At 43.2% G+C, this 21,161-nt stretch carries 12 protein-coding genes; 8 read left to right on the forward strand and 4 right to left on the reverse strand.

The features are described from left to right. Positions 1-61: 61 nt before the first annotated feature. The 5 genes from QUA10_RS03120 (at position 62) to QUA10_RS03140 (ending at position 8,607) form a co-directional block, all read left to right on the forward strand. On the forward strand, positions 62-667 hold the full coding sequence (locus QUA10_RS03120; protein ID WP_006631885.1) for a LabA-like NYN domain-containing protein: 606 nt from the start codon (positions 62-64) through the stop codon (positions 665-667). A 197-nt stretch (positions 668-864) separates the two neighbouring features. Continuing rightward, complete coding sequence (gene lptC / locus QUA10_RS03125) at positions 865-2,061, forward strand: LPS export ABC transporter periplasmic protein LptC (protein ID WP_333080998.1); 1,197 nt, start codon at positions 865-867, stop codon at positions 2,059-2,061. An 85-nt stretch (positions 2,062-2,146) separates the two neighbouring features. Next, positions 2,147-2,728: a Uma2 family endonuclease gene (locus QUA10_RS03130; protein WP_333080999.1), complete on the forward strand. Its 582-nt coding sequence runs from the start codon at positions 2,147-2,149 to the stop codon at positions 2,726-2,728. Positions 2,729-3,914: 1,186 nt separating this feature from the next. Continuing rightward, the gene (locus QUA10_RS03135; RefSeq protein ID WP_333081000.1) at positions 3,915-6,710 is read left to right on the forward strand and encodes an ATP-binding protein; all 2,796 of its coding nucleotides are present in this window, start codon (positions 3,915-3,917) and stop codon (positions 6,708-6,710) included. A gap of 4 nt (positions 6,711-6,714) precedes the next feature. Beyond that, positions 6,715-8,607, forward strand: coding sequence for an EAL domain-containing protein (locus QUA10_RS03140; RefSeq protein ID WP_333081001.1), 1,893 nt, complete (start codon positions 6,715-6,717; stop codon positions 8,605-8,607). 70 nt (positions 8,608-8,677) lie between these two features. Here the strand turns inward: QUA10_RS03140 and QUA10_RS03145 are convergent, their stop codons facing one another. Together QUA10_RS03145 and ffh are read right to left on the reverse strand one after the other, a co-directional pair. Continuing rightward, positions 8,678-8,812, reverse strand: coding sequence for a hypothetical protein (locus QUA10_RS03145; RefSeq protein WP_333081002.1), 135 nt, complete (start codon positions 8,810-8,812; stop codon positions 8,678-8,680). Between the two features lie 166 nt (positions 8,813-8,978). Next, positions 8,979-10,427, reverse strand: coding sequence for a signal recognition particle protein (gene ffh, locus QUA10_RS03150; protein WP_333035131.1), 1,449 nt, complete (start codon positions 10,425-10,427; stop codon positions 8,979-8,981). Between the two features lie 447 nt (positions 10,428-10,874). On the opposite strand from ffh, the gene QUA10_RS03160 reads away from it, so the two are divergent. Next, positions 10,875-11,042 carry a type II toxin-antitoxin system HicB family antitoxin gene (locus QUA10_RS03160; RefSeq protein ID WP_333081003.1) on the forward strand — a complete coding sequence of 56 codons (168 nt, stop codon included), beginning with the start codon at positions 10,875-10,877 and terminating at the stop codon, positions 11,040-11,042. Positions 11,043-11,625: 583 nt separating this feature from the next. Here QUA10_RS03160 and QUA10_RS03165 read toward each other — a convergent pair. Beyond that, positions 11,626-12,408 (reverse strand): calcium-binding protein, encoded by a 783-nt coding sequence (locus QUA10_RS03165; RefSeq protein WP_333081004.1) that lies wholly within the window; start codon positions 12,406-12,408, stop codon positions 11,626-11,628. Between the two features lie 538 nt (positions 12,409-12,946). Here QUA10_RS03165 and QUA10_RS03170 point away from each other — a divergent pair. After that, a complete protein-coding gene (locus QUA10_RS03170) occupies positions 12,947-15,331 on the forward strand; it encodes a GAF domain-containing protein (protein ID WP_333081006.1) in 2,385 nt (794 codons plus the stop codon). On the opposite strand, the gene QUA10_RS03175 is transcribed toward QUA10_RS03170, so the two are convergent. Beyond that, positions 15,321-15,455, reverse strand: a complete 135-nt coding sequence (locus tag QUA10_RS03175; protein WP_333081007.1) for a hypothetical protein — start codon at positions 15,453-15,455, stop codon at positions 15,321-15,323. The genes QUA10_RS03170 and QUA10_RS03175 overlap by 11 nt on opposite strands. Positions 15,456-15,633: 178 nt before the next feature. Here QUA10_RS03175 and QUA10_RS03180 point away from each other — a divergent pair, with 178 nt between their 5' ends. Next, positions 15,634-21,093 (forward strand): AAA family ATPase, encoded by a 5,460-nt coding sequence (locus QUA10_RS03180; protein WP_333081008.1) that lies wholly within the window; start codon positions 15,634-15,636, stop codon positions 21,091-21,093. Positions 21,094-21,161: the final 68 nt, after the last annotated feature.

The following is a 21,161-nucleotide window of genomic DNA, read 5'->3' on the forward strand; positions in this document are numbered from 1 at the left end:
AGACTACGAATTAGCAGTTATTTCCTTACCAATCTTTCATAAAAATTGAGGCATAACAATCATGTTGAATAGAATAGAAAGCAACGACCTTTTTACGCCGGAACAGGTTCTAGAAAATCGTGGTAGAGTGGCAATTTTTATTGACGGTTCTAACCTTTTTTACGCGGCTTTGCAGTTAGGAATTGAGATTGATTACACTAAGCTGCTGTGCCGTTTAACTGCGGGTTCGCGGCTGCTGCGCTCTTTCTTCTACACGGGTGTCGATCGCACTAACGAGAAACAGCAGGGGTTTTTGCTGTGGATGCGCCGCAACGGCTACCGGGTGATTTCTAAGGATTTGGTACAGTTGCCTGACGGTTCTAAGAAAGCCAATTTAGATGTAGAAATCGCTGTTGATATGATGGCTTTAGTGGGGTCTTACGACACGGCTGTTCTGGTCAGCGGTGACGGCGATTTGGCTTATGCTGTGGATGCTGTCAGCTATCGCGGCGTGCGGGTTGAGGTGGTGAGTTTGCGATCGATGACGAGCGACAGTTTGATTAATGTAGCCGATCGCTATATCGATTTGGAAATGATTAAAGACGACATCCAAAAAACATCGCGCCCTAATTATGCTTACCGCCCTTTGTCGGGTCTGAGCTTGATGGAGGAACACGACGACAGATAGGGATTTGGTAATGGGTAATGGGTAACGGGTAAGGGGTGAGGGTTAATGGGTTGAATCATTGAGAATTAAAAGTTAAAAATTTAGACCAAAAATGACACATTTTTAATTTTTGATTAAGTGTTTTCCAATAGCCAATTATCAATTACCAATTACCAATTCCCACTTTTCAATTACCGATTACCAATTCCCCATTGCTAATGATTAATTTCAAATCCAAAATTCTCAATCTCAAATCCCCAAAATTGAGGCTGCTATTTTTAGCAGCACTGATTTTGGGGATTGGTGCTTGTGCGGTTCCGCAAGAGACTCAAAAGAACAAATTAGCTGAGGATCTCAAAACTGCTCAACAGTCAAACAGCACTTTAACTTTGAACAAAGTAACTCTAGAACAAGCAAACGAAAAGGGCGAGACGTTCTGGAAAGTAAACTCGCAAAATGCCGTTTACAGTAAAGACCAAAAAATAGTTAACGTTCAGAAACCTGTGGGCAAATTGTTTCAAGACGGCAAAGAAATTTACGACATTCAGGGAGAAACTGGCCAGGTATTTCAGGAAGGAAATCAAGTTTTTCTCAAAGGTAACATAGTCGCTACAGACCTGAAAAATGGAGTGGTATTGCGCGGAAATGAGTTGGAGTGGCGACCAAAGGAGGATGTTTTAGTTGTCCGCAACAATTTGACGGGAGAGAACAAACAGGTGACGGCTTCAGCGAAGGAAGCGCGGGTTTTCAGCAGGGCTAAGAGGATGGAGTTATTCGGTTCTGTGGTGGCAAATGTTAAAGATCCGATTTTGCAATTGCGGACCGAGCACTTAGTGTGGTTTGTGGATCAACAAAAGGTAAACAGCGACAAACCGACTCAAATTGACAGATACAAAGATAAAATAGTAACAGACAGCGGTTTTGCCGACCAAGTAGATGTAGACTTAAAAACCAAGATTGCGACGCTGACAAAAAACGCTCAATTGATGCCATCAGACCCGCCGCTGCAAATAGAAAGCAGTTTGATGAGTTGGAATTTTCCGGCGCAATCTGTGGTATCACCTGGGCCTGTGAAGGTTTTTCACCGCGTGGAAAAGGTGACGATGACTGGGGATACGGGGCGGGGAGATTTAGAGAAAAAAATTTTTTATTTGACTGGGAATGTGGTAGGAATTGGCGAAAAACGTCAAGCTCAATTAAATACAGATAGCGTAACGTGGTATTTAACTAATCAGACTTTCGACGCCGAAGGAAATGTCGTTTACAAGCAACTAAATCCGGTGTTTAATTTAACTGGACCGAGGGCGGCGGGAGAGTTGAAAAATCAAACTGTGATTGTCAAAGGCGACGGTGGCGGCGGCCAAGTGGTTACGGAATTTGTACCGGACGAGTACAAGGGAAATTTGGGACAGTAGATGGGATTGCAACCGCTGATAAAGGCAGATGAGCGCAGAGGAACGCAGATATAATTAAGATTGGATTGAGTAAGGAGGGGTTGGGATGACGACAACTTTAGAAAAGTTAGAAGGACTCGATGAACCTATCTTAATTGACGAGCTGAGTTGGAGAGAGTTTAAGGCTGTTGAAGAGTTGCTCTCGCGTCCGGGGGTGAGGCTGTCGTTTTTAGATGGGGTATTGGAGATTAGACGTATGCCTGGAAGAAAATACCAAACTGCCAAACAGCGGATTTCAACGCTGGTGGATATTTATTTGGAATACGCAGGGATTGACTTTACACCAACGGGTTCGGTGACGCTGGAAAGTGAAACGGGAATGGTGAAGCGACAAGCGGATTTGTCTTACGAATTAGGGGCTAATCGAGAATTTCCTGATGTGGCGGTGGAAGTGGTGGTGACTAGCGGCGGTATTAACAAGTTGGAAGCTTACAAACGTCTCGAAATTCCTGAAGTTTGGTTTTGGGAAAATGGTAGGCTGCGTTTGTATTCGTTGGGCGAAGATGGATATGCAGAGGTCGATCGCTCTCAAGTTCTGCCAGACTTAGATATTGTATTATTGACCCGGTGTATCCATATTGAAAATCACCTTCAGGCAATGCGGGAATTCAGGCAAGCTATTCAATAGAAATTGATTGTGCAATTAATTTTGTAATAATGATTTCTGCCTTTTCTTAAACCTTTTAGTTACTAATAACTAAAGTTCCTTACTACAACACATCCCAACGGGCCGCATACACTGCAAGAGCGGAGCGAAGTCGATCGTCCGAGACAGTAGTAAGTAAAAATACTTGGCGGGGTTACAACGCCTGTGAAACCTTGATGGTAAAAGCATTAAAGCCCCTGAGTATCAAAAAAGATAGGGGATTATGGACAGGCTGATTGACTCATAATATCCTCCAAGCTCGCCTTGAACCTGATTCAAGGGATCTCGCCACTCTCTTTTATTAACTCATATCAAATCCGTTAGCATCGGTAATAGTAAATTCGAGTTTACTGTTGACGGTTGACGGTTGACGGTTGACAGTGAACAGTCAACCGTCAACAGTAAACATCATGTATGAGTGTAACCGGAAATGATATCACGCCCGCAAAGATCTTTTTGCTTGGTCAATCAACTCAAAACCTTGACGAAGCTTTGCTTTTAACCTGCTTGTCACCCCGTCAAAGTGTTAAGTTTAGGGTTGGTTTAGGCACTATGCACGATAGACTATTAAGTTATTGTGCATCTAGGTTCCTATTTCCTCTATTTGAGAATCCTTGTGGGACGGGTTAGAGAGCTCGTTGAAAAAAAAAGCGCAATTTAGCTGGCATAAGCTTAGGACTTACGCATAGAACCCCCAAACCCTTTTTCCAAGAGGGCTTTCAAGTGCCCCGTTTTTTGAAGCGGTTCCCCCCTTTTTTAAGGGCAGCACGGGGAAGCTGGGTTTCAGACCCTATAGTTCGTAAGTCCTGATTATAGTTGTATGCTTAGATCAATTAGTATTGAGGTCAAGACCTACAAGTGAATAAAGGTGTACTCAATATCCATGAAATCGGCAGGTAGGCTTACACTGCAACCCCAAGCAAAATATAGCGCATTTGACATTTATGGAGATTTCGTCTTAAATGGGGAGCTGTTTTTTTTCATAAATTTGCAAACTGTAGGATTATTACCCACTCATTTCAGCCTGGTTATTCAACAATAAGATATCATTAAACCAATGGGCGTTCAAGAGAAACGGAATCAATAATTTACCGAGAGCTGACTTTAAATGACCAAGGGTGAGGGACTGTTGTTATAGAAATAATCCAAATACTAAAATGACTCCGCCATGACACTAATCGCAAGTGAGAATGAACTTGCAAAAAACCCTCAAAAAATCCCGCTGCGCCTCGTCTTAGTCGTACCCTTCGTGCTGCAAATCTTTCTCGCTGTGGGACTGACAGGTTGGCTCTCGCTACGCAATGGTAAAACTGCCGTCAACAACGTTACTAGCCAATTACGAACGGAGGTACTCGCCCGCATCAATCAACAACTAAACACTTATTTGGAAACGCCCCATTTGGTCAATGCCATCAGCGTTGACGCCATTGGCCGCTTTGGATTATGGAATCCAGACAATATGAGTTCTATGAGAAGCTACTTCTACTGGCAGCTCAAGCAATTTCCCACAGTTAGTTACATCAGTTTTGGAGGGGAAAGAAAAGAATATGCGGGTGCTGGATATAAGGATGATGGCAGTGTTGTTGTTGAAATAACTGATCGATCTACTAATTTCATTAATACGATCATCAGGGCTGATAAAGAGGGGAACCCGACTCAGTTTAAGGAAACCCACCCAGAGTACGATCCCCGCATTCGACCCTGGTATAAAGCTGCAAAAGTGGCAGGTAAACCCCAATGGAATAAAATTTATCAATATTATATTCAACCCAGCCTAGGAATCTCCGCTAGCCAACCTGTTTACGACCAAAATGGCATTTTTCGAGGAGTTGTAAGTACCGATCTGTTTCTCTCAAAAATCGGCGACTTTCTCCAAACTTTAAAAATTGGTAAATCGGGAAAGACTTTCATCATCGAACGATCGGGATTGCTAGTGGCTTCTTCTACCGCCGAGAAGCCCTTTATGAGCAGCCAAAATCGCCAAGAAACGCAAAGATTAAAAGCGATTGAAAGCAGCGTGCCTTTGATACAGGGAACAGCGCAAAATTTAATAGAACGCTTTGGTAACTTTACCGAAATAGACAGCAACCAGCAACTAGACTTCATGCTAGATGGTCAGCGGGAATTCGTGCAAGTATCCCCATTCCAAGATGGTAGAGGCCTTGATTGGCTGATTGTTGTAGTCGTTCCAGAAGCCGACTTTATGGAGGAAATCAATGCCAATACCCGCAGCACTATCTTACTCTGCCTTTTAGCGTTAGTGCTAGCGACGTTGTTAGGAATCCTCGCCTCCCGCTGGATCACCCATCCTATTTTTCTTTTGAGTAGAGCGAGTAGAGCGATCGCTAGCGGTCAATTAGACCAAAAAGTAGAGGTAAATGGCATAGATGAACTGGGAAGTCTGGCTCAATCTTTTAACCAAATGGCACAGCAATTGCGCGAGTCTTTTGCTGCTTTAGAAAAAACCAACTCCGAGCTAGAAAATCGAGTAGAAGAACGAACAATTGAGCTAAAAGAGGCAAAAATTGCCGCTGATACTGCTAACCACGCCAAGAGCCAATTCCTCGCCAACATGAGCCATGAACTCCGCACACCCCTGAACGGAATTCTAGGATACTCTCAAATTATGGAGCGCGATAAAACTACCACTCCTAAACAAAAAGATGCTATCCACATTATTCACCAGTGTGGTTCGCACTTACTTACGCTGATTAACGATATTTTAGACCTTTCTAAAATTGAAGCCAGTAAAATGGAACTTTACAGCTCAAGTTTTAATTTTTCTTCTTTTTTGATCGGGGTTGTGGAAATGTGTCGCATCCGAGCTGAACAAAAAGACATTACATTTAGTTATCAAGCCTTAAATCAACTTCCTAACGCTGTAATTGCTGATGAAAAACGACTGCGCCAAGTTTTGATTAACCTTTTGGGCAATGCTATTAAATTTACAGAAAAAGGAGGTGTTATTTTTAAGGTAGGCGTAATAGGTACGGGGGAAGACTCCGACCAATTACAACTTACTAAAATTCGTTTCCATATCCAAGATACGGGGGTTGGAATGGCACCCGAACAGTTAGAAAAAATATTTTTACCGTTTGAACAAGTCGGAAATAGCCAGCAGAAGGCAGAAGGCACTGGGTTAGGATTAGCGATCGCACAGAAAATTGTTCAAATGATGGGAGGCGAAATAAAAGTCGAAAGTATACTGGGTCAAGGCAGCAGTTTTTTCTTTGATTTAGAGTTGACTCAATCATCTGAATTTGTTGAGCCAACTTCGCTAACTACTTCAATTAATTTAAGGGGTTTTAAAGGAACTAAAAATAAAATTATGTTAGTAGATGATCGATTAGAAAATCGAGGTTTTATTAGAAGTTTTTTAGAACCACTAGGTTTTAAAATTATGGAAGCTTGTAATGGAAAAGAGGGTTTAAATAAAGCCATTGATTTTCAACCAGATCTGATTATTACAGACTTAGTGATGCCAGTAATGGATGGATTTGAAATGTCGCGGCGCTTCCGAAAGTCATCAGACTTTAAGGATGTAATATTGATAGCATCCAGCGCCAGCGTGTTTGAATTCGATCGGAAAAATAGCCACGAAGCAGGTTGTAACGAGTTCCTAGCCAAGCCTATCCAAGTAGAAGAATTGCTAGAAGTCTTAAAAAATTATTTACAAATAGAATGGATCTACGACCCCCCTGCGGATTTGGCGATCGCACGCCAGGAAGGTTTCACGGATTTATTAAACGTTCAGAGTGATGAGCTTGTGATACCACCATCAGCAGAGCTGGTAGCGCTGTTTAATGCGGCTCGGATCGGCGATATTGAAGTGGTTGAGCAGGAAGCCAATAGACTCAAGCAGATAGACGGCAACTATCTACCCTTTGCTAATAAAATCTTGCAATTTGCCAAAAATTTTGAAGAAAAAGAACTACTAGCTTTTGTAAAAAAACATTTGGGCTAATAAAATGGTTAACCAAAAAGACAATGTAATTTTAATTGTTGACGATAACCCGAATAACCTCAAACTTCTGTTCGATTTTTTGAAGGAGTCAGGCTTCAAGGTTCTAGTAGCTAAGGATGGGGAAAGTGCTATTGAGAAGTTACAAGAAGTTTCGCCAAATATCATATTGTTAGATGTGATGATGCCGGGGATGGATGGCTTTGAAACCTGCTACCACTTAAAAGCATCGGTAGCAACGAAAGATATCCCTGTGATTTTTATGACAGCTCTTACGGATCGCGTCGATAAGGTTAAAGGTCTGTCAATGGGGGCAGTAGATTATATTACCAAACCCTTTCAGCAAGAAGAAGTCCTAGCCCGCGTGCAGCTACACCTGAGACTGCGAAATTTGACTAAGACGCTGGAAGAGCAAAATGTGCTTCTCAAACAGGAAATTGAAGCGCGAAAAGAGGCGGAAGTGGCCTTGCAGAAACTCACTTCTGAGTTAGAGGAACGGGTGGCTTCTCAAACGGCTGAACTTAGACAAGCCTGCAACGAGCTTCAACAGGCTCAAGTTCAGTTGTTGGAAAGAGAAGAAAAATTAGGACATGATGCTTTTCACGACGCGCTAACTGGTTTGCCTAACCGCGCTTGGTTTATGAATCGGCTGCAACAGGCGATCGACTTGTCGTACAGACATGAAGATTATCTATATGGGGTGCTATTTATTGACCTAGATCGCTTTAAAGTAGTGAATGATAGCCTCGGACATTTGGTTGGGGATGAATTACTAAAAAGCGTTGCTCGTCAACTGCAAGGTTGTTTACGCCACACAGATGCAGTTGCGCGGTTTGGAGGAGATGAATTTGTGATCTTGCTGGAAGATATTCAAGATATTGATGAACCAAATAGGGTGGCTGAACGCATCCAAAATCAATTAAGGCAGCCGTTTAATTTGAATGATTATGAAGTATTTACCGAGATCAGCATTGGAATTATCGTTAGCACAATGGGTTACGATCGCCCAGAAGACGTACTCAGAGATGCGGATATCGCTATGTATTATGCTAAAGCTCAAGGTAGAGGGCGTTACGAAATTTTCGATCCAGCTATGCAAACTGTGGCGATGACGCGCTTGCAGTTGGAGAACGACTTGAGAAGGGCAATGGCGCTACAAGAATTTTGCGTTCACTACCAGCCAATTGTCTCCCTTTCTACGGGGCAACTGAGTGGCTTTGAAGCTTTGGTGCGATGGCATCACCCATCTGGCATCATCTACCCGCCTGCTGAGTTTATCCCTGTGGCTGAAGAAACTGGTTTGATCAATGAATTGGGGTGGTTTGTTTTGCAGGAAGCTTGTCACCAGATTAGTATTTGGCAGCAACAGTTTCCCCAAACACCTCCCTTGGCGATTAATGTCAATCTTTCCCCCGTGCAGCTCAAGCAAGCAAACCTACTCAATCGAATTGAGGAGATTTTGCAGCAGACTGGCTTTCCCAGCTACCGTCTCAAACTAGAGATTACTGAAAGTTGCATTTTGGAAACAGTATCCAGAGAAGAAAAGATGTTGAAGCAGCTAAAAGCTCTAGGCATTCTGTTGTGTATCGATGACTTTGGCACGGGCTACTCTTCTTTAAGTCGCTTACATGAGTTTCCCATTGATACCTTAAAGATTGACCGGTCTTTTGTGAGCCGGATTGGCTCAGACAACAGTGGCGTAGAAATTATCCAGACAATTGTGACGCTGGCTCGCAGCCGAGGTATGGATATTGTGGCAGAAGGCATAGAAACGCCAACACAGCTACAGAAACTGCGAGAGTTGGGGTGTGAGTTGGGGCAAGGATATTTATTTTCTAAGCCTGTAGACAGCGAAAAGGCAACCGAACTATTAGGCATAAAAGTAGAGGTAGTAAGCTAGCCGGCCATCTAGTTTAGCCGCAATAAATTTTATGAATCTCTTGTAGGAAAGGCGCAAAAGCCTACTCTCTTTATACATTTCTCTCTAATCTCAAGTCGGGATTTGCCAATGCTAGGGCCTCGAATTGCTCGCGACTGACAAGAAGTCCGATCGCGTTTGGCAATCCTATAGATATGATTTCTGATTGAGTAATTGTTTGTACCATATTTAATTACAGGCTTTTTTAGATTGAACTCGGTAACAAGAAAAGAGTTAAATAAGAACTATCGCGGGGGGTGGGGCGGGTTTACGAGATTATCGGTTTTAGGCAATTATTTTTGGTGGACCCGCCCTACAAATTTTTGACAATCGTGCAATAAGTTTGATGCTTTCTACAACTGTCCGAAACCTTTTTTAGGCTTATCTTTTTTCTTTTTCTTCTTCTGCTGGGCTCCCATATAGCCGCGGGAACCGGGCTGCATTCCGGGGCCACCCATTCCGGGCATTCCGGGCATTCCCGGCAATCCTCCCATTCCTGTAAAGTTGCCTTGACTCATTTGCTGCATCATTGTACGCATTTTCTGGAAATCGCTCACCAGCTTAGTTACGTCGTTTTCAGCGTAGCCTGCGCCTTTGCCGATGCGGCGGCGACGGGATGGAGAACTTGCTAAAAGTTCGGGATTGCGGCGTTCTTCAACTGTCATTGAATTAATCATGGCTTCGGTGCGTTTTAGCTGCACTTCTCCCTGCCGCATTTGTTCGTCTGAAAGTTTGTTCATCCCCGGAATCATTTTCATGATGCCGCCGAGGGAACCCATGTTTTTTAACAGTCTGGTTTGTTTGAGAAAGTCGGTAAAGTCAAACTTTGCCGTGAGCATTTTCTCTTGCATTTTTTCGGCATCGGCGATGTCGAATTCTTCTTGCGCTTTTTCTACTAGCGTCAAGACATCGCCCATGCCGAGTATTCTTGATGCCATGCGATCGGGATAAAATGGTTGCAAAGCTTCCACTTTTTCGCCGACGCCAACAAATTTAATCGGCGCGCCGGATATTTGCCGGACGGATAAGGCTGCACCCCCGCGGCTGTCGCCGTCTAATTTGGTTAAGATTGCGCCGGTAATGCCGATTTGTTCGTGAAAAGTGCGGGTTAAATTTGCTGCTTCTTGGCCGGTCATGGCATCAACAACTAACAGCGTTTCGTGGGGTTGTACTGTTTGTTTGATGCGGCCCAATTCTGCCATCATGTCTTGGTCGATTTGCAGGCGGCCTGCGGTATCGACGATGATGGTATCGATGCCGATTTGTTTGCCGTGTTCGATGCCTTGGCGGGCAATTTCTACGGGGTCAATGTCTTTGCCTAATTCAAATACGGGTACGTCGATTTGTTTGCCGAGGGTTAGCAATTGGTCGATCGCGGCTGGTCGATAAATGTCGGTTGCGACTAACAGTGCGGTACGATTTTGCTTGCGGAGGTGCAGCGCTAGTTTGGCGGTGGCGGTGGTTTTCCCGGTTCCTTGCAAACCTGCCATCAGGATCACTGTGGGCCCGGATTCGGCGGTGGCGAGGGGTACGTTGGTTTCCCCCATGACACGCACGAGTTCGTCGTGAACGATTTTGATGAATTGTTGGTCAGGACGGACGCCTGAAACGACTTCTGCGCCTTGTGCTTTTGCCGCTACCTCTCCGATGAAGTTTTTGACGACTTGGAGGTTGACATCGGCTTCCAGGAGGGCGCGGCGGACTTCTTTGAGCGCGTCTTGGATGTTGGACTCGGAGATTTTATTTTGTCCGCGCAGTTTTTTCCAGGTGGATTCGAGTCGATCGGCAAGGGCTTCAAACATAGGGCAATTTAGGCTAGTCAGTATTTTTAATTTTAGGCTAAATGGGAGTTTTTTGATTGGGGTTTTGCTGAAAGTTGAATGTTTTTATTTTCTAACCCCTGAGGAACGCGGATTGATGCTGAAACTAATTCAAATTCATGTAGTAGGGTACGTTTGGACAAACCCTACTTTCGGGAATATGATTAAAGTATTTCCGTCACCTTGCGACAATTTTTATGTCTGCTTAGGCCCAAAAAGATTCGAGAACTCAAAAGCCTGCTGCTAAAAGCTGGGTTTACTTATCGTTCGGCAAAAGGCAGCCATACAAGATGGGTTCATCCTTGACTACTATCATGAACCAATTACCCTTGCTGGAAATGATGGCGATGATGGGAAACTGTATTTAGAGAGAGAACTTAATGGAAAAATTGGAATATTGAAAGCAATTAAAGAAGAGGAACCTGAATCATGAAATTACCTTATATAATTGTTATTCAATGGTCGGATGAAGATAACTCCTACCTAGTTCACTTACCTGATTTTCCATCTCAGCAGTTCCACACTTATGGAGATACCTACGAAGAAGCTTTGCAGAATGCAGTAGAGGTATTAGAGCTTTTAGTTGAAGAATATTAGGTAGATGGTAAATCTCTCCCAGAACCTAAAACTATAGTAGAAAAATTGCTGTTTGCTTGATTATTGATTTGAAGCGATTGCCCTTCCTAAAAAGACAGGCGATCGCTCTTGTCTGTAGAAGGGCGATTGTTTTTATAGTTGGATGTTTTGAAGTTATTTTATGTTGGTTTTTATGTATCCGCTCAATAATCCGGGGTAAATCGCTCAACAATGCACGTCAAATGACGCAAAATCGTTCATTAGTGGGTAGTCCGCCCCGAATTATTGAGGGGATACAATATATAAGTAACCACACAAAATTAATTACATACAGACTCCTTGCTAGGCAAGGGTTTCAGTAGAAATATTGTGTAATTAATTCGGAACTACTACTTACTTTCCCCGATTTTTAATTTCTACTTTTAGATTAGCCTAAAAAATATTTAAAGGAAGAACTGTTTTACTATCAATTTTCCCAAGTACGGTTGCGTATAGATTAATTGCCCGCTATCTGTAGGGACACGGCAGTGGCGTGTCCTACGCCAAACTGCCGTGTCTCGTACCCGGAACTAACTTTATAGCCCGTATAATCTCCTACAAATAACTAAGCTAAAAACTGGAATTGAGAACCATTAACTGCCAATGCAAACGGACTAGCTTGTTCAAATGCACCCGTAAGTTCAAAGCTGTTGGTATTTAAAACTACCCCCACAATTTGTCCATTAGTTATGTTTTCAATCACCATGTCATTGATAATTCCGTCGTTATCGTAAGCAATCAAATTGTCGTCTTCAAAGAAAAGGTCTAGTTCTGTTAAACCGTCCGTCAAACCGATGCGATCGCCCTCGTCAAAGTTAAAATCCGTAATGACATCTGCTCCATTTATACCAAATGCTTCCTCGTTGCTTCTGAGCACGAATATGTCAGCACCGAGGTCTCCCGTGAGCACGTCAACTCCCCGATCGCCCGCTAAGAAATCGTTGCCCTCATTGCCGAATAAATCGTCGTCTCCTTGCCCTCCCCGCAGGATATCGTTCCCGAACCCTCCGAAGATAAGGTCATTTCCGGCGTCGCCCCTAACTACGTCGTTGCCATCATTTCCATCCAGGCGATCGTCCTCTTTCCCGCCGTAAATTATGTCATTTCCGCCACCACCACCGATAATATCATTGCCGTTATTTCCTAACAGCCGTTCGTTAGAATCCGACGAACCTCCTATAGTATCGTTGCCGTCGAGTCCCCAAACTCCCCAGGGAAAAGACGACAAATTTCCATTCCCTACGTTAATCTCATCGGGTGTAGCGAATCCCAAAAGACGTGGACCGCCCCCAGAAAATACAGGAAATCCCGTCACATCGGCAATGAGATTGTTAACCGTTAAAGCCATAACTATGTCCTTTCAAAAATCCTGTTAGCTGTATTATACATTTTAATTATTTCCTTGCCACATCGCAAGGATGGTGGGATTTTGGATGCAACTTTTATTTTCTCAATTAATGACAAGCAACCTGTTGGTCTATCGTCAATTACAATTACCAATACTTCGGCTAGGCGATCGTATAAGTTACCAATTCCCAATTACCAATTACCAATTATCAGGGCTGTGCTTCATTCAACCCAAACCTGCTATAGATCTCGCCTTTGAGTCAAATAGCATTAGTTGCTGACACTATCCGCTACAGTCTACCGCTTATAATGGGTGTTACCCCCCAGGCAGTAAACACGTTAATATCACCTATAACGTCGAGACTGAGAGGTTGTTTGTGAATAAAAGTAAAAGTCCCTGGGCCCATCCTCCGAGAAAAAACCCAGTTTCCGATACCCATACACAAACTTTACAAACAGGATATAAGCTCTTTACAAAGTCATAATCGCCGATCGCTGATATTCTTTGGCAAAATCCACTGCTTTCAGGTGTTTTACTCATGTCTACTCCTAAATCGTCTTCCCATCAAAACAACAACTCCGTAAAATCACTGCCAGCGACAGATATCGTCCCAACAAAGCAAGACAGTAACAATCTGCCCAGCGAACCAAGTATAGAACAGCTACTGGAAGCTTTGGCGGGCCAAGTACCCAGTCAATCTTCAGAAATTGAACCCTTGAAAACGTGGAAACAAGATTTACAGCGATTGTTTCAATTTCTTGGCGACCGCCGCGTTTTAATCGCAGTAGTGGAACCAGGAACTTTTGCCCTGCGTTATGCTAACGCGGCATTTTGTCGCTTGGCGGGTTGGGAGGAAACGTCTTTGGCAACTCAATCTACCAACGGTTGGTTTGCAGAAACCCACCTCACTCTGCTGGAACTGTTCGAGGATTGGGGCGGCAAAACAGCCGAACAATTGTACCGTCGCCACCTTTTGCACTGGGTATTTAAGCAATATTATCAAATTGACATCGACGGTTTAAGGGTGCTAGAGGAACCTGTCACGGCGAGTGTAAAAAACCCCAAACATCGAGAAGCCAGATTTATAGAATTTTGGCTGGGTTCGGAACAGTTAAAAATTACTCGAATCAACTCAAAAATAGATGAATTTGCGGATGTTTCTTTAAGATTAATGCCTGTTGCGGAACGGGAAGCTTGGCTGATGCAGCCGAATCAACTGGAAAATTTAGCCGATCGATTGCAGTTGGATAATTACCGCGTAGAAGGGTTGCTGCTGCTAGAAGGTTTTGATGTCACCGTGCAGGAGCAAATTCGGCGGCTGACTCAGTTATTGATCGATCAAGATTCAATGCTGCGGCCAGACAAATTTGAGAAAATTGATCGGTGTTTGCGATCGCTCTTCAATGCTGATGGCACTTTGCTGCTGCGCCCCGACGGCGAACAAGTACAGCTATTAGTTGCAAAAGACGGCCAACATTTGCAGCCGATTCTTTATTCAATGCACTCCCTAGAAGCTTCTCACTTTTTGAAGGCCACAGCAGCAAATCAAGTTTGGAACGTGCCAGACTTGCGTAGGGAGTGCGAAACCGAGTGCGATCGAACTTTGCGGAGAATGGGAACTCGATCGATGCTGCTGGTGCCCCTCGTAGTCAAATCCGTCACCAGTGAGGGGTGCGGGGTGCGGATTTTGGGTGTCGTGGGGCTGTTGTGCGATCGGCCAAACCACTTCAACGGAATTGACGCTCAACACGCCCAAGAACTCATTCCCGCCTTCATTGCAGCCCTGCGGCAAGCCATCCAGGAGCGGTTTACCCACATTCACAACATCCACCCCGCAGTCGAGTGGCGGTTCGCCCAAGAAGCAGAAAGGCGAAGTTGGGGACTACCTCCAGAAACAATCGTATTTGCTGACGTTCATCCACTGTACGGAATTTCGGACATTCGCGGTTCTAGCGACGAAAGAAACCGAGCCATTCAAACTGATTTGCTCGAGCAATTCCGCTTAGGTTTAGCCATAGCTGATGCCGTTTGCCAAACACAAACTACCCACCTCGGCGCGCAACTGCGGCTCGACTTGCTCGACTACATCGAGCATTTAAAACAAAAAGTAACAGTCGATATGGAGGTGCGAGCAGCCGAGTATTTAAACGAGCATTTAGAAGTATATTTTGACTATTTTGTGCAGTGCGGACCAAAGGTTCAGGCAGCCGTTGAAGCTTACCAAGCAGCCTGTGAAAACGAACACAACTGCGTTTATAGCGATCGCAACCGCTACGACCAAATGTTGAACCTAATCAGCACCAAACTCCAAGAAACCTGGGCCCGCTGGCAAGAAAAAATGCAGCAAATTTTGCCCCACTACTGCGACATCGAATGCACCGACGGCATCGATCACATGATTTATGCAGGAAAATCGATCGACCCCACATTCAGCCAGTTTCACCTACACAGTTTGCGGTACGAACAACTGCGAGCAATTTGCGACTGCGGCCGCACAGTTTTTCGCCTGCAAGCCGAGTCTCAAATTAACATGGAACTCGCACATTTAGTATTAGTACAGAATACGACGATCGACATTTTTCACAACGAAAACACCGAAAAAATGTTTGATGTCAAAGGCACTCGCGACATCCGCTATGAACTCGTCAAAAAGCGGATCGAAAAAGCCGTTGACAAAGACGCACAAGAGCGAATTACCCAGCCAGGAATGTTAACGGTAGTTTATTCAACCGAAGACGAATGGGAAGAGTACCAACAATACTTGCGCTACTTGTCTCGCGAAGGTTGGGTAGAGCCAAAAGTTCAGACGGGCATGGTAGAATCACTCCAAGGAGTCAGCGGTTTAAAATTCGCCCGCGTGCGTATTTTACCTGAACCGGAATCTATTGCTACTATCTGTGAAGTTACAGTAGTCAGCGATTGAGAACCCGTTCAATTGCCTGTTTTAGGCCCAGTGCGATCGCTCCCATCTCCTGCTGTTTGACGGAGAGTGCGATCGCTCCCATCCCCCTGAAAAACTGTGCAGCGAAAGCATTCGGGACTTTCACACAAGACCAATATTACATTTAAGATGTTTGTTGACACCAATGACCAAGCCCACATTTTCACTTAGTGTATATTTCGTGTGATTGGGAATCGCCAAATACACGATCGGAATCACACAAGATTATGATTAAGTAGTGTTAAGCTAATGAGAATTAGCTCCTGTAATTTATAAGTTAAGTGATGTTAACCTTATCCAAATACCAAATAAATTCTACTCTGCACGAAGGCGTCGAAACAATAATCTATCGCGGACAAACACCGACAGACGCGCCCCCAGCAATTCTCAAAGTCCTCAAAGCCGAATATCCCACCCTCGAAGCCATTACCAGGCTCAAACACGAATATCAAATCCGCCAAAATTTAGACAGCGAACAAATCGTCAAAGCCATCAGTCTCGAAACATTTGACCACCGATTAGGAATCGTTTTAGAAGACTTTGGTGGCGAATCCCTCGCCCAACTGCTGGAAAGAGAAACCTTGAGCCTGCAAGCAAATTTAAACATCGCCATCCAAATAGTCAAAGCCTTACAATACCTGCATTTTCAGCACATTATTCACAAAGACATTAAACCCAGCAACATCATAATTAACTCGCAAACAACACAAGTAAAACTCACCGACTTCGGCATTGCTACAAAACTCAACAAAGAAAATCCCCAATTTAACAATCCCAACTCAGTCGAAGGCACATTAGCCTATATGTCACCCGAACAAACCGGGAGAATGAACCGTACCCTCGACTACCGCACAGACTTTTATTCCCTTGGGATCACATTATATGAAATGCTGACAGGAAAATTGCCTTTCTGCAGCAACGACCCCTTAGAAATAGTTTATAGCCACATCGCAGTTCAACCAATATATCCCCATCAAATCAATTCAGAAATACCTGTCGCTATCTCAGAGATAGTGATGAAATTGATGGCAAAGAATGCCGAAGATAGATATCAAAGTGCGTCGGGATTGTTAGCCGACTTAGAAATTTCTTTGCATCAGTTAGAAATCAACGGACAAATTGCCGACTTCATCCCCGGACGCTTAGATATTCTCAGCCAGTTGTTGATACCCCAAAAATTGTACGGTAGGGAAAATCAGGTTAATGAATTGCTAGCAGCGTTTGAACGTGTAAGAGGGGGCTTAACCAACAATTTGTCAGAAGAAAAAATAGCTACATTTGAACAAAAATTGCCCCCATCAGGAAGCAGCGAATTAATGCTAGTATCAGGCTACTCAGGCATCGGTAAATCAGCCGTAGTCAACGAAGTTAGTAAACCTATTACCAGGTCAAAAGGTTACTTCATTAGTGGCAAATTTGACCAGTTAAAACGCAACATTCCTTATGCCTCATTAATCCAAGCATTTAACTCATTGCTGCGCCAATTGCTAACAGAAAGTACACTTTCATTAGAAATATGGCGCACTAAAATTTTAACAGCAGTGGGAACAGACGGCCAAGTAATTGCCGACGTAATTCCAAAAGTTGAATTAATCATCGGCAAACAGCCAGACGTCCCAGAACTCGCCCCCGTAGAATCCCAAAATCGATTCAATCGGGTATTCAAAGAATTTATTCGCGTTTTCGCCCAAAAAGAACACCCCCTAGTTATCTTTTTAGACGATTTGCAGTGGGCAGATTCAGCAACATTAAAATTGATGCAAATACTGATAACTGACCCTGACCAGGAATATTTGTTGCTAATCGGTGCCTATCGAGACAATGAAGTTAGTCCGACCCACCCCTTAATTCAGACTATAGAAGAAATTGAAAAAACTGGTACAAGAGTTAACAATATCGTGTTGCAACCTCTGGATTTAGCAAAGGTGACGGAATTAGTCACTGAAACACTTAACACTTGCACAGAAAAAGTAACAAATCTAGCGGATTTAATCTGGAATAAAACGGGCGGTAATCCTTTTTTCTTGACTCAATTACTCCAAGCACTTTATCAAGACTCTCTTTTAAAATTTGAATTTAATCACATTCCCAATGAGGAAAATCAAAGTGGTTGGTATTGGAGTATCGATGAAATCCAAGCCATTGGAATCACCGATAAAAGTGTGGTGGAACTGGTAGCTTCTCGCATTAAAAAGCTGCCTGCAACCACGCAAGAAGTGTTGAAGCTAGCAGCTTGCGTGGGAGATAAATTTGCTCTAGATGTGCTGTCACTTGTTAGCGAAAAGTCAGCTAATACTACAGCAAATGAACTTTATTCAGCTTTGCAAGCCGGGTTAATTCTGCCCTTGAGCGATGCTTATCGCATTCCTTTAGTTTTCGATCGAGCCGAATCAATCAATCTCAAGTTAGACACTTCGCGGGTTAGTTACAGATTTTTGCACGATCGCGTTCAGCAAGCGGCATATTCGCTAATTCCCGAAGACCAAAAGCAATCCACCCATTTAAAAATCGGTAAATTACTGTTAAAGAATACTCCACCAGACAAGCTAGAAGAAAACATCTTTGATATCGTCAATCAATTGAATGTCGGAATTGACACGATTAGCCAACAGTCAGAAAAAACTCAGTTGGCACAATTAAATTTAACTGCTGGACGCAAGGCAAAAGCCGCTGCTGCCTATGAAGCTGCTGTTAGGTATTTGCGGGTTGCTATGGAATTATTGCCTGCGGATTCTTGGCAAAGCCACTATGACTTAACGTTAGCAATTTACGAGTCAACAGCCGAAGCTGAATACTTAAACATTAACTATGAAGCTTCAAAAAAGATGGTTGATATTGTACTTCAAAACTCTAAAAGCTTACTGGAAAAAGTGAATGTTTATGAACTTCAAATCCAGTCTTATAACGCTCAAAATAGAGTGGTAGAAGCACTCAATACAGGACTAGAAGTGCTGAAACTGTTAGGCATTTCTTTTCCTCAAAATCCCCACGCGCTACATATTATGGCGGGACTGAGTAATACCAAACTGAGCTTGGGATTGAAACGAATTGAGGATTTAGCTAACTTGCCAGAAATGATTGATCCCGAAAAAAAAGCAGCCATGCGGATTTTATCAGGGATTCTCAGCAGTGCTATTCAGGCAAAACCCCCACTGATACCGCTGCTGGCATTTAGGATGGTCAAGCTGTGTATTAAATACGGTAATTCGCCTTATGCAAGTATTGCCTACGTTTATTATGGCGTAGTTATGTGCAAGTTAGGGGACATTAGTTTGGCATACCAATTCGGTCAACTGGCAATTAGGCTATTAGACAAATTTCCCTCCCGTTCAATCAAAAGTAGAGTTTATGCAACATTTGGTTCTTTTATTCACCACTGGAAAGCTGCTCTCAAGTCAGGATTAGGCGACCTCAAAGAAGGTTTTAAAAATGGGATGGAAACTGGAGATTTGGAATTTGCTGGTTATGCTATAGGTGCATATTGCTTAAACAAAATGTCCATAGGAGAGCCGCTAGATTTGGTGGATCAGGAGACTGGTAAATATATGAAACTAATGCAGCAATCTCAACTAGAAATGGCTGTACAGTATATTAGTATAGGCAGGCAGACAGCCCTCAATTTGCGCGGTCAAGCTGTCGAACCCTGTCATTTAGTCGGTGAGAGATTTAATGAAGTCAAAACCCTCCCCATTTTAATAGAATCTAAAAACTTTTTTTTAGTTGGTTTGGTTTATAATGCCAAAACTCAGCTTAATTTTATCTTCAGAAACTACGCCCAAGCCTTAGAGAATTCAAGGTTATTTGAGAAACATGAGGAGTCTGTAGCCGGATTTGATGTGGTTGCTCTGAATAATTTTTACTCCTCTCTCAGTATCATAGCTTTGTATCCAGAAACTGGCAAAAGGGAACAAAAGCAATATTGGGAAAAAGTCCTGCAAAACCAAAAGAAAATGAAAAAATGGGCTGTGCATGCTCCGATGAATTATCAACACAAATACGACTTGGTTGCAGCGGAAATAGCGCGAGTGTTGGGGCAAAATACCCAAGCAATGGAATTGTACGATCGCGCAATTGATGGAGCAGCCAAAAACGGTTACATTCAAGAGGAAGCATTAGCCTATGAATTAGCAGGAGAATTTTATCAAACTTTGGGCAAAGAGATAGTTTCTCAAGCATATCTGACTAAAGCCTATTATGGATATATCCATTGGGGAGCCATAGCTAAAGTTAAACATTTAGAATCAACACATCCTTTCTTAGCAGCACAGACGCGCACAATTCCAACCCCAACCCTCGATGTCACCCGCACTGCCACGGGAAATACTACCAGTAGTAGTTTAGGCGATTTCTTAGACTTAGCTACTTTTATTAAGTCGGCGGAAGCCATTAACGGTGAAATTGTTCTCGAAAAATTGTTGACCAAATTAATCAAAATTATTTTAGAAAATGCCGCGGCTCAAAAAGTAGTGCTACTGCTGCTGAAAAACGATATCCTCTGCATAGAAGCTACGGGCAGTTTTGCGGAGGATACAGTGACACTTTTACCCTCTATTCCCGTAGAAAATTGTCAAGATGTTCCCCTGTCTGTGATTAATTACGTACAGCGCAGTCAAAACCATCTGGTTTTAGACAATGCGACTGTCGCGGAACCTTTTAAGGTAGATACCTACATTCAGAAATATCAACCAAAATCAATTCTCTGTTTGCCGATTATTTATCAATCTCAGCGGCGCGGAATAATTTATTTAGAAAATGCTTTGACAGTAGGAGCTTTTACAGCAGAGAGAGTAGAAGTATTCAAAGTGTTAATTTCTCAAGTTGCTATTGCTGTAGAAAATGCTGGTTTGTACGCGCGGGAGAAAGAAAAATCTCAACAGTTAGAAAAATCTTTCAATGAATTGCAACAGGCGCAACTGCAACTGATTCAAAGCGAAAAAATGTCTGCTCTCGGCAACTTGATTGCAGGGGTTGCTCACGAAATTAACAATCCGCTTGGTTTTATTGCGGGCAATCTTGATGCTGCTGCTGAGGCGAGCTTAGATTTGATTGATTGCTTACAACTTTACCAAGAAAAATTTCCTAATCCTGGAGATGAATTACAGGATAAAGCATCGGAGATTGATTTAGAATATTTGATCGAAGATTTGCCAAAAATGCTTTTATCTATGAAATCAGGTACAGAGCGCATCCGCAATATTAGCAAGTCTTTGCGAACTTTTTCCCGCGCTGACAGTGCCAATAAAGTGTCAGCAAATATTCATGAGGGCATCGACAGCACTTTGATGATTTTACAGTATCGCCTGAAAGCTAAAGATACTCGCCCCGCGATTAAAATTATCAAAGAATACGGAGATATCCCGCCAGTTAAATGTTATTTTGGGCAACTGAATCAGGTATTTATGAATGTGCTGGCAAATGCGATCGAGTGTTTTGACGAATTCAATGAAGGTCGCACTTACGCTGAAATTGAAGCTTTACCGAATACGATCGCCATTATCACTCAAGTCTCGGAGGATAACAACAGCGTGGTGATTAAAATCAAAGATAACGGTCAAGGGATGTCATCGGAGCTCAAGTCGAAAATATTTGACCATTTATTTACTACCAAAGGAGTAGGAAAAGGTACGGGTTTGGGGTTGTCTATCAGCAGGCAAATTGTGGAAGAAACCCACGGCGGTAAACTCACTTGCGAATCGGTGCTGGGAGAAGGTTCGGAATTTGCGATCGCCCTTCCCCTGAATTAAAATTATGGAACTATGACGTGTTTTAAAACCCGCAGATCCCCCCTAACCTCCTTTAATAAGGGGGGGAC

Origin of the sequence: Microcoleus sp. Pol8_D6 (assembly GCF_036700965.1) — a bacterium.
In the GTDB taxonomy this organism is placed as follows: Bacteria; Cyanobacteriota; Cyanobacteriia; order Cyanobacteriales; family Microcoleaceae; genus Microcoleus.

Bases quoted from the DNA above. Each gene is read 5' to 3' on its own strand.
- QUA10_RS03120 (WP_006631885.1), top strand. From the start codon at position 62: ATGTTGAATAGAATAGAAAGCAACGACCTTTTTACGCCGGAACAGGTT.
- lptC (WP_333080998.1), top strand. From the start codon at position 865: ATGATTAATTTCAAATCCAAAATTCTCAATCTCAAATCCCCAAAATTG.
- QUA10_RS03130 (WP_333080999.1), top strand. From the start codon at position 2,147: ATGACGACAACTTTAGAAAAGTTAGAAGGACTCGATGAACCTATCTTA.
- QUA10_RS03135 (WP_333081000.1), top strand. From the start codon at position 3,915: ATGACACTAATCGCAAGTGAGAATGAACTTGCAAAAAACCCTCAAAAA.
- QUA10_RS03140 (WP_333081001.1), top strand. From the start codon at position 6,715: ATGGTTAACCAAAAAGACAATGTAATTTTAATTGTTGACGATAACCCG.
- QUA10_RS03145 (WP_333081002.1), bottom strand. From the start codon at position 8,812: ATGGTACAAACAATTACTCAATCAGAAATCATATCTATAGGATTGCCA.
- ffh (WP_333035131.1), bottom strand. From the start codon at position 10,427: ATGTTTGAAGCCCTTGCCGATCGACTCGAATCCACCTGGAAAAAACTG.
- QUA10_RS03160 (WP_333081003.1), top strand. From the start codon at position 10,875: ATGAAATTACCTTATATAATTGTTATTCAATGGTCGGATGAAGATAAC.
- QUA10_RS03165 (WP_333081004.1), bottom strand. From the start codon at position 12,408: ATGGCTTTAACGGTTAACAATCTCATTGCCGATGTGACGGGATTTCCT.
- QUA10_RS03170 (WP_333081006.1), top strand. From the start codon at position 12,947: ATGTCTACTCCTAAATCGTCTTCCCATCAAAACAACAACTCCGTAAAA.
- QUA10_RS03180 (WP_333081008.1), top strand. From the start codon at position 15,634: ATGTTAACCTTATCCAAATACCAAATAAATTCTACTCTGCACGAAGGC.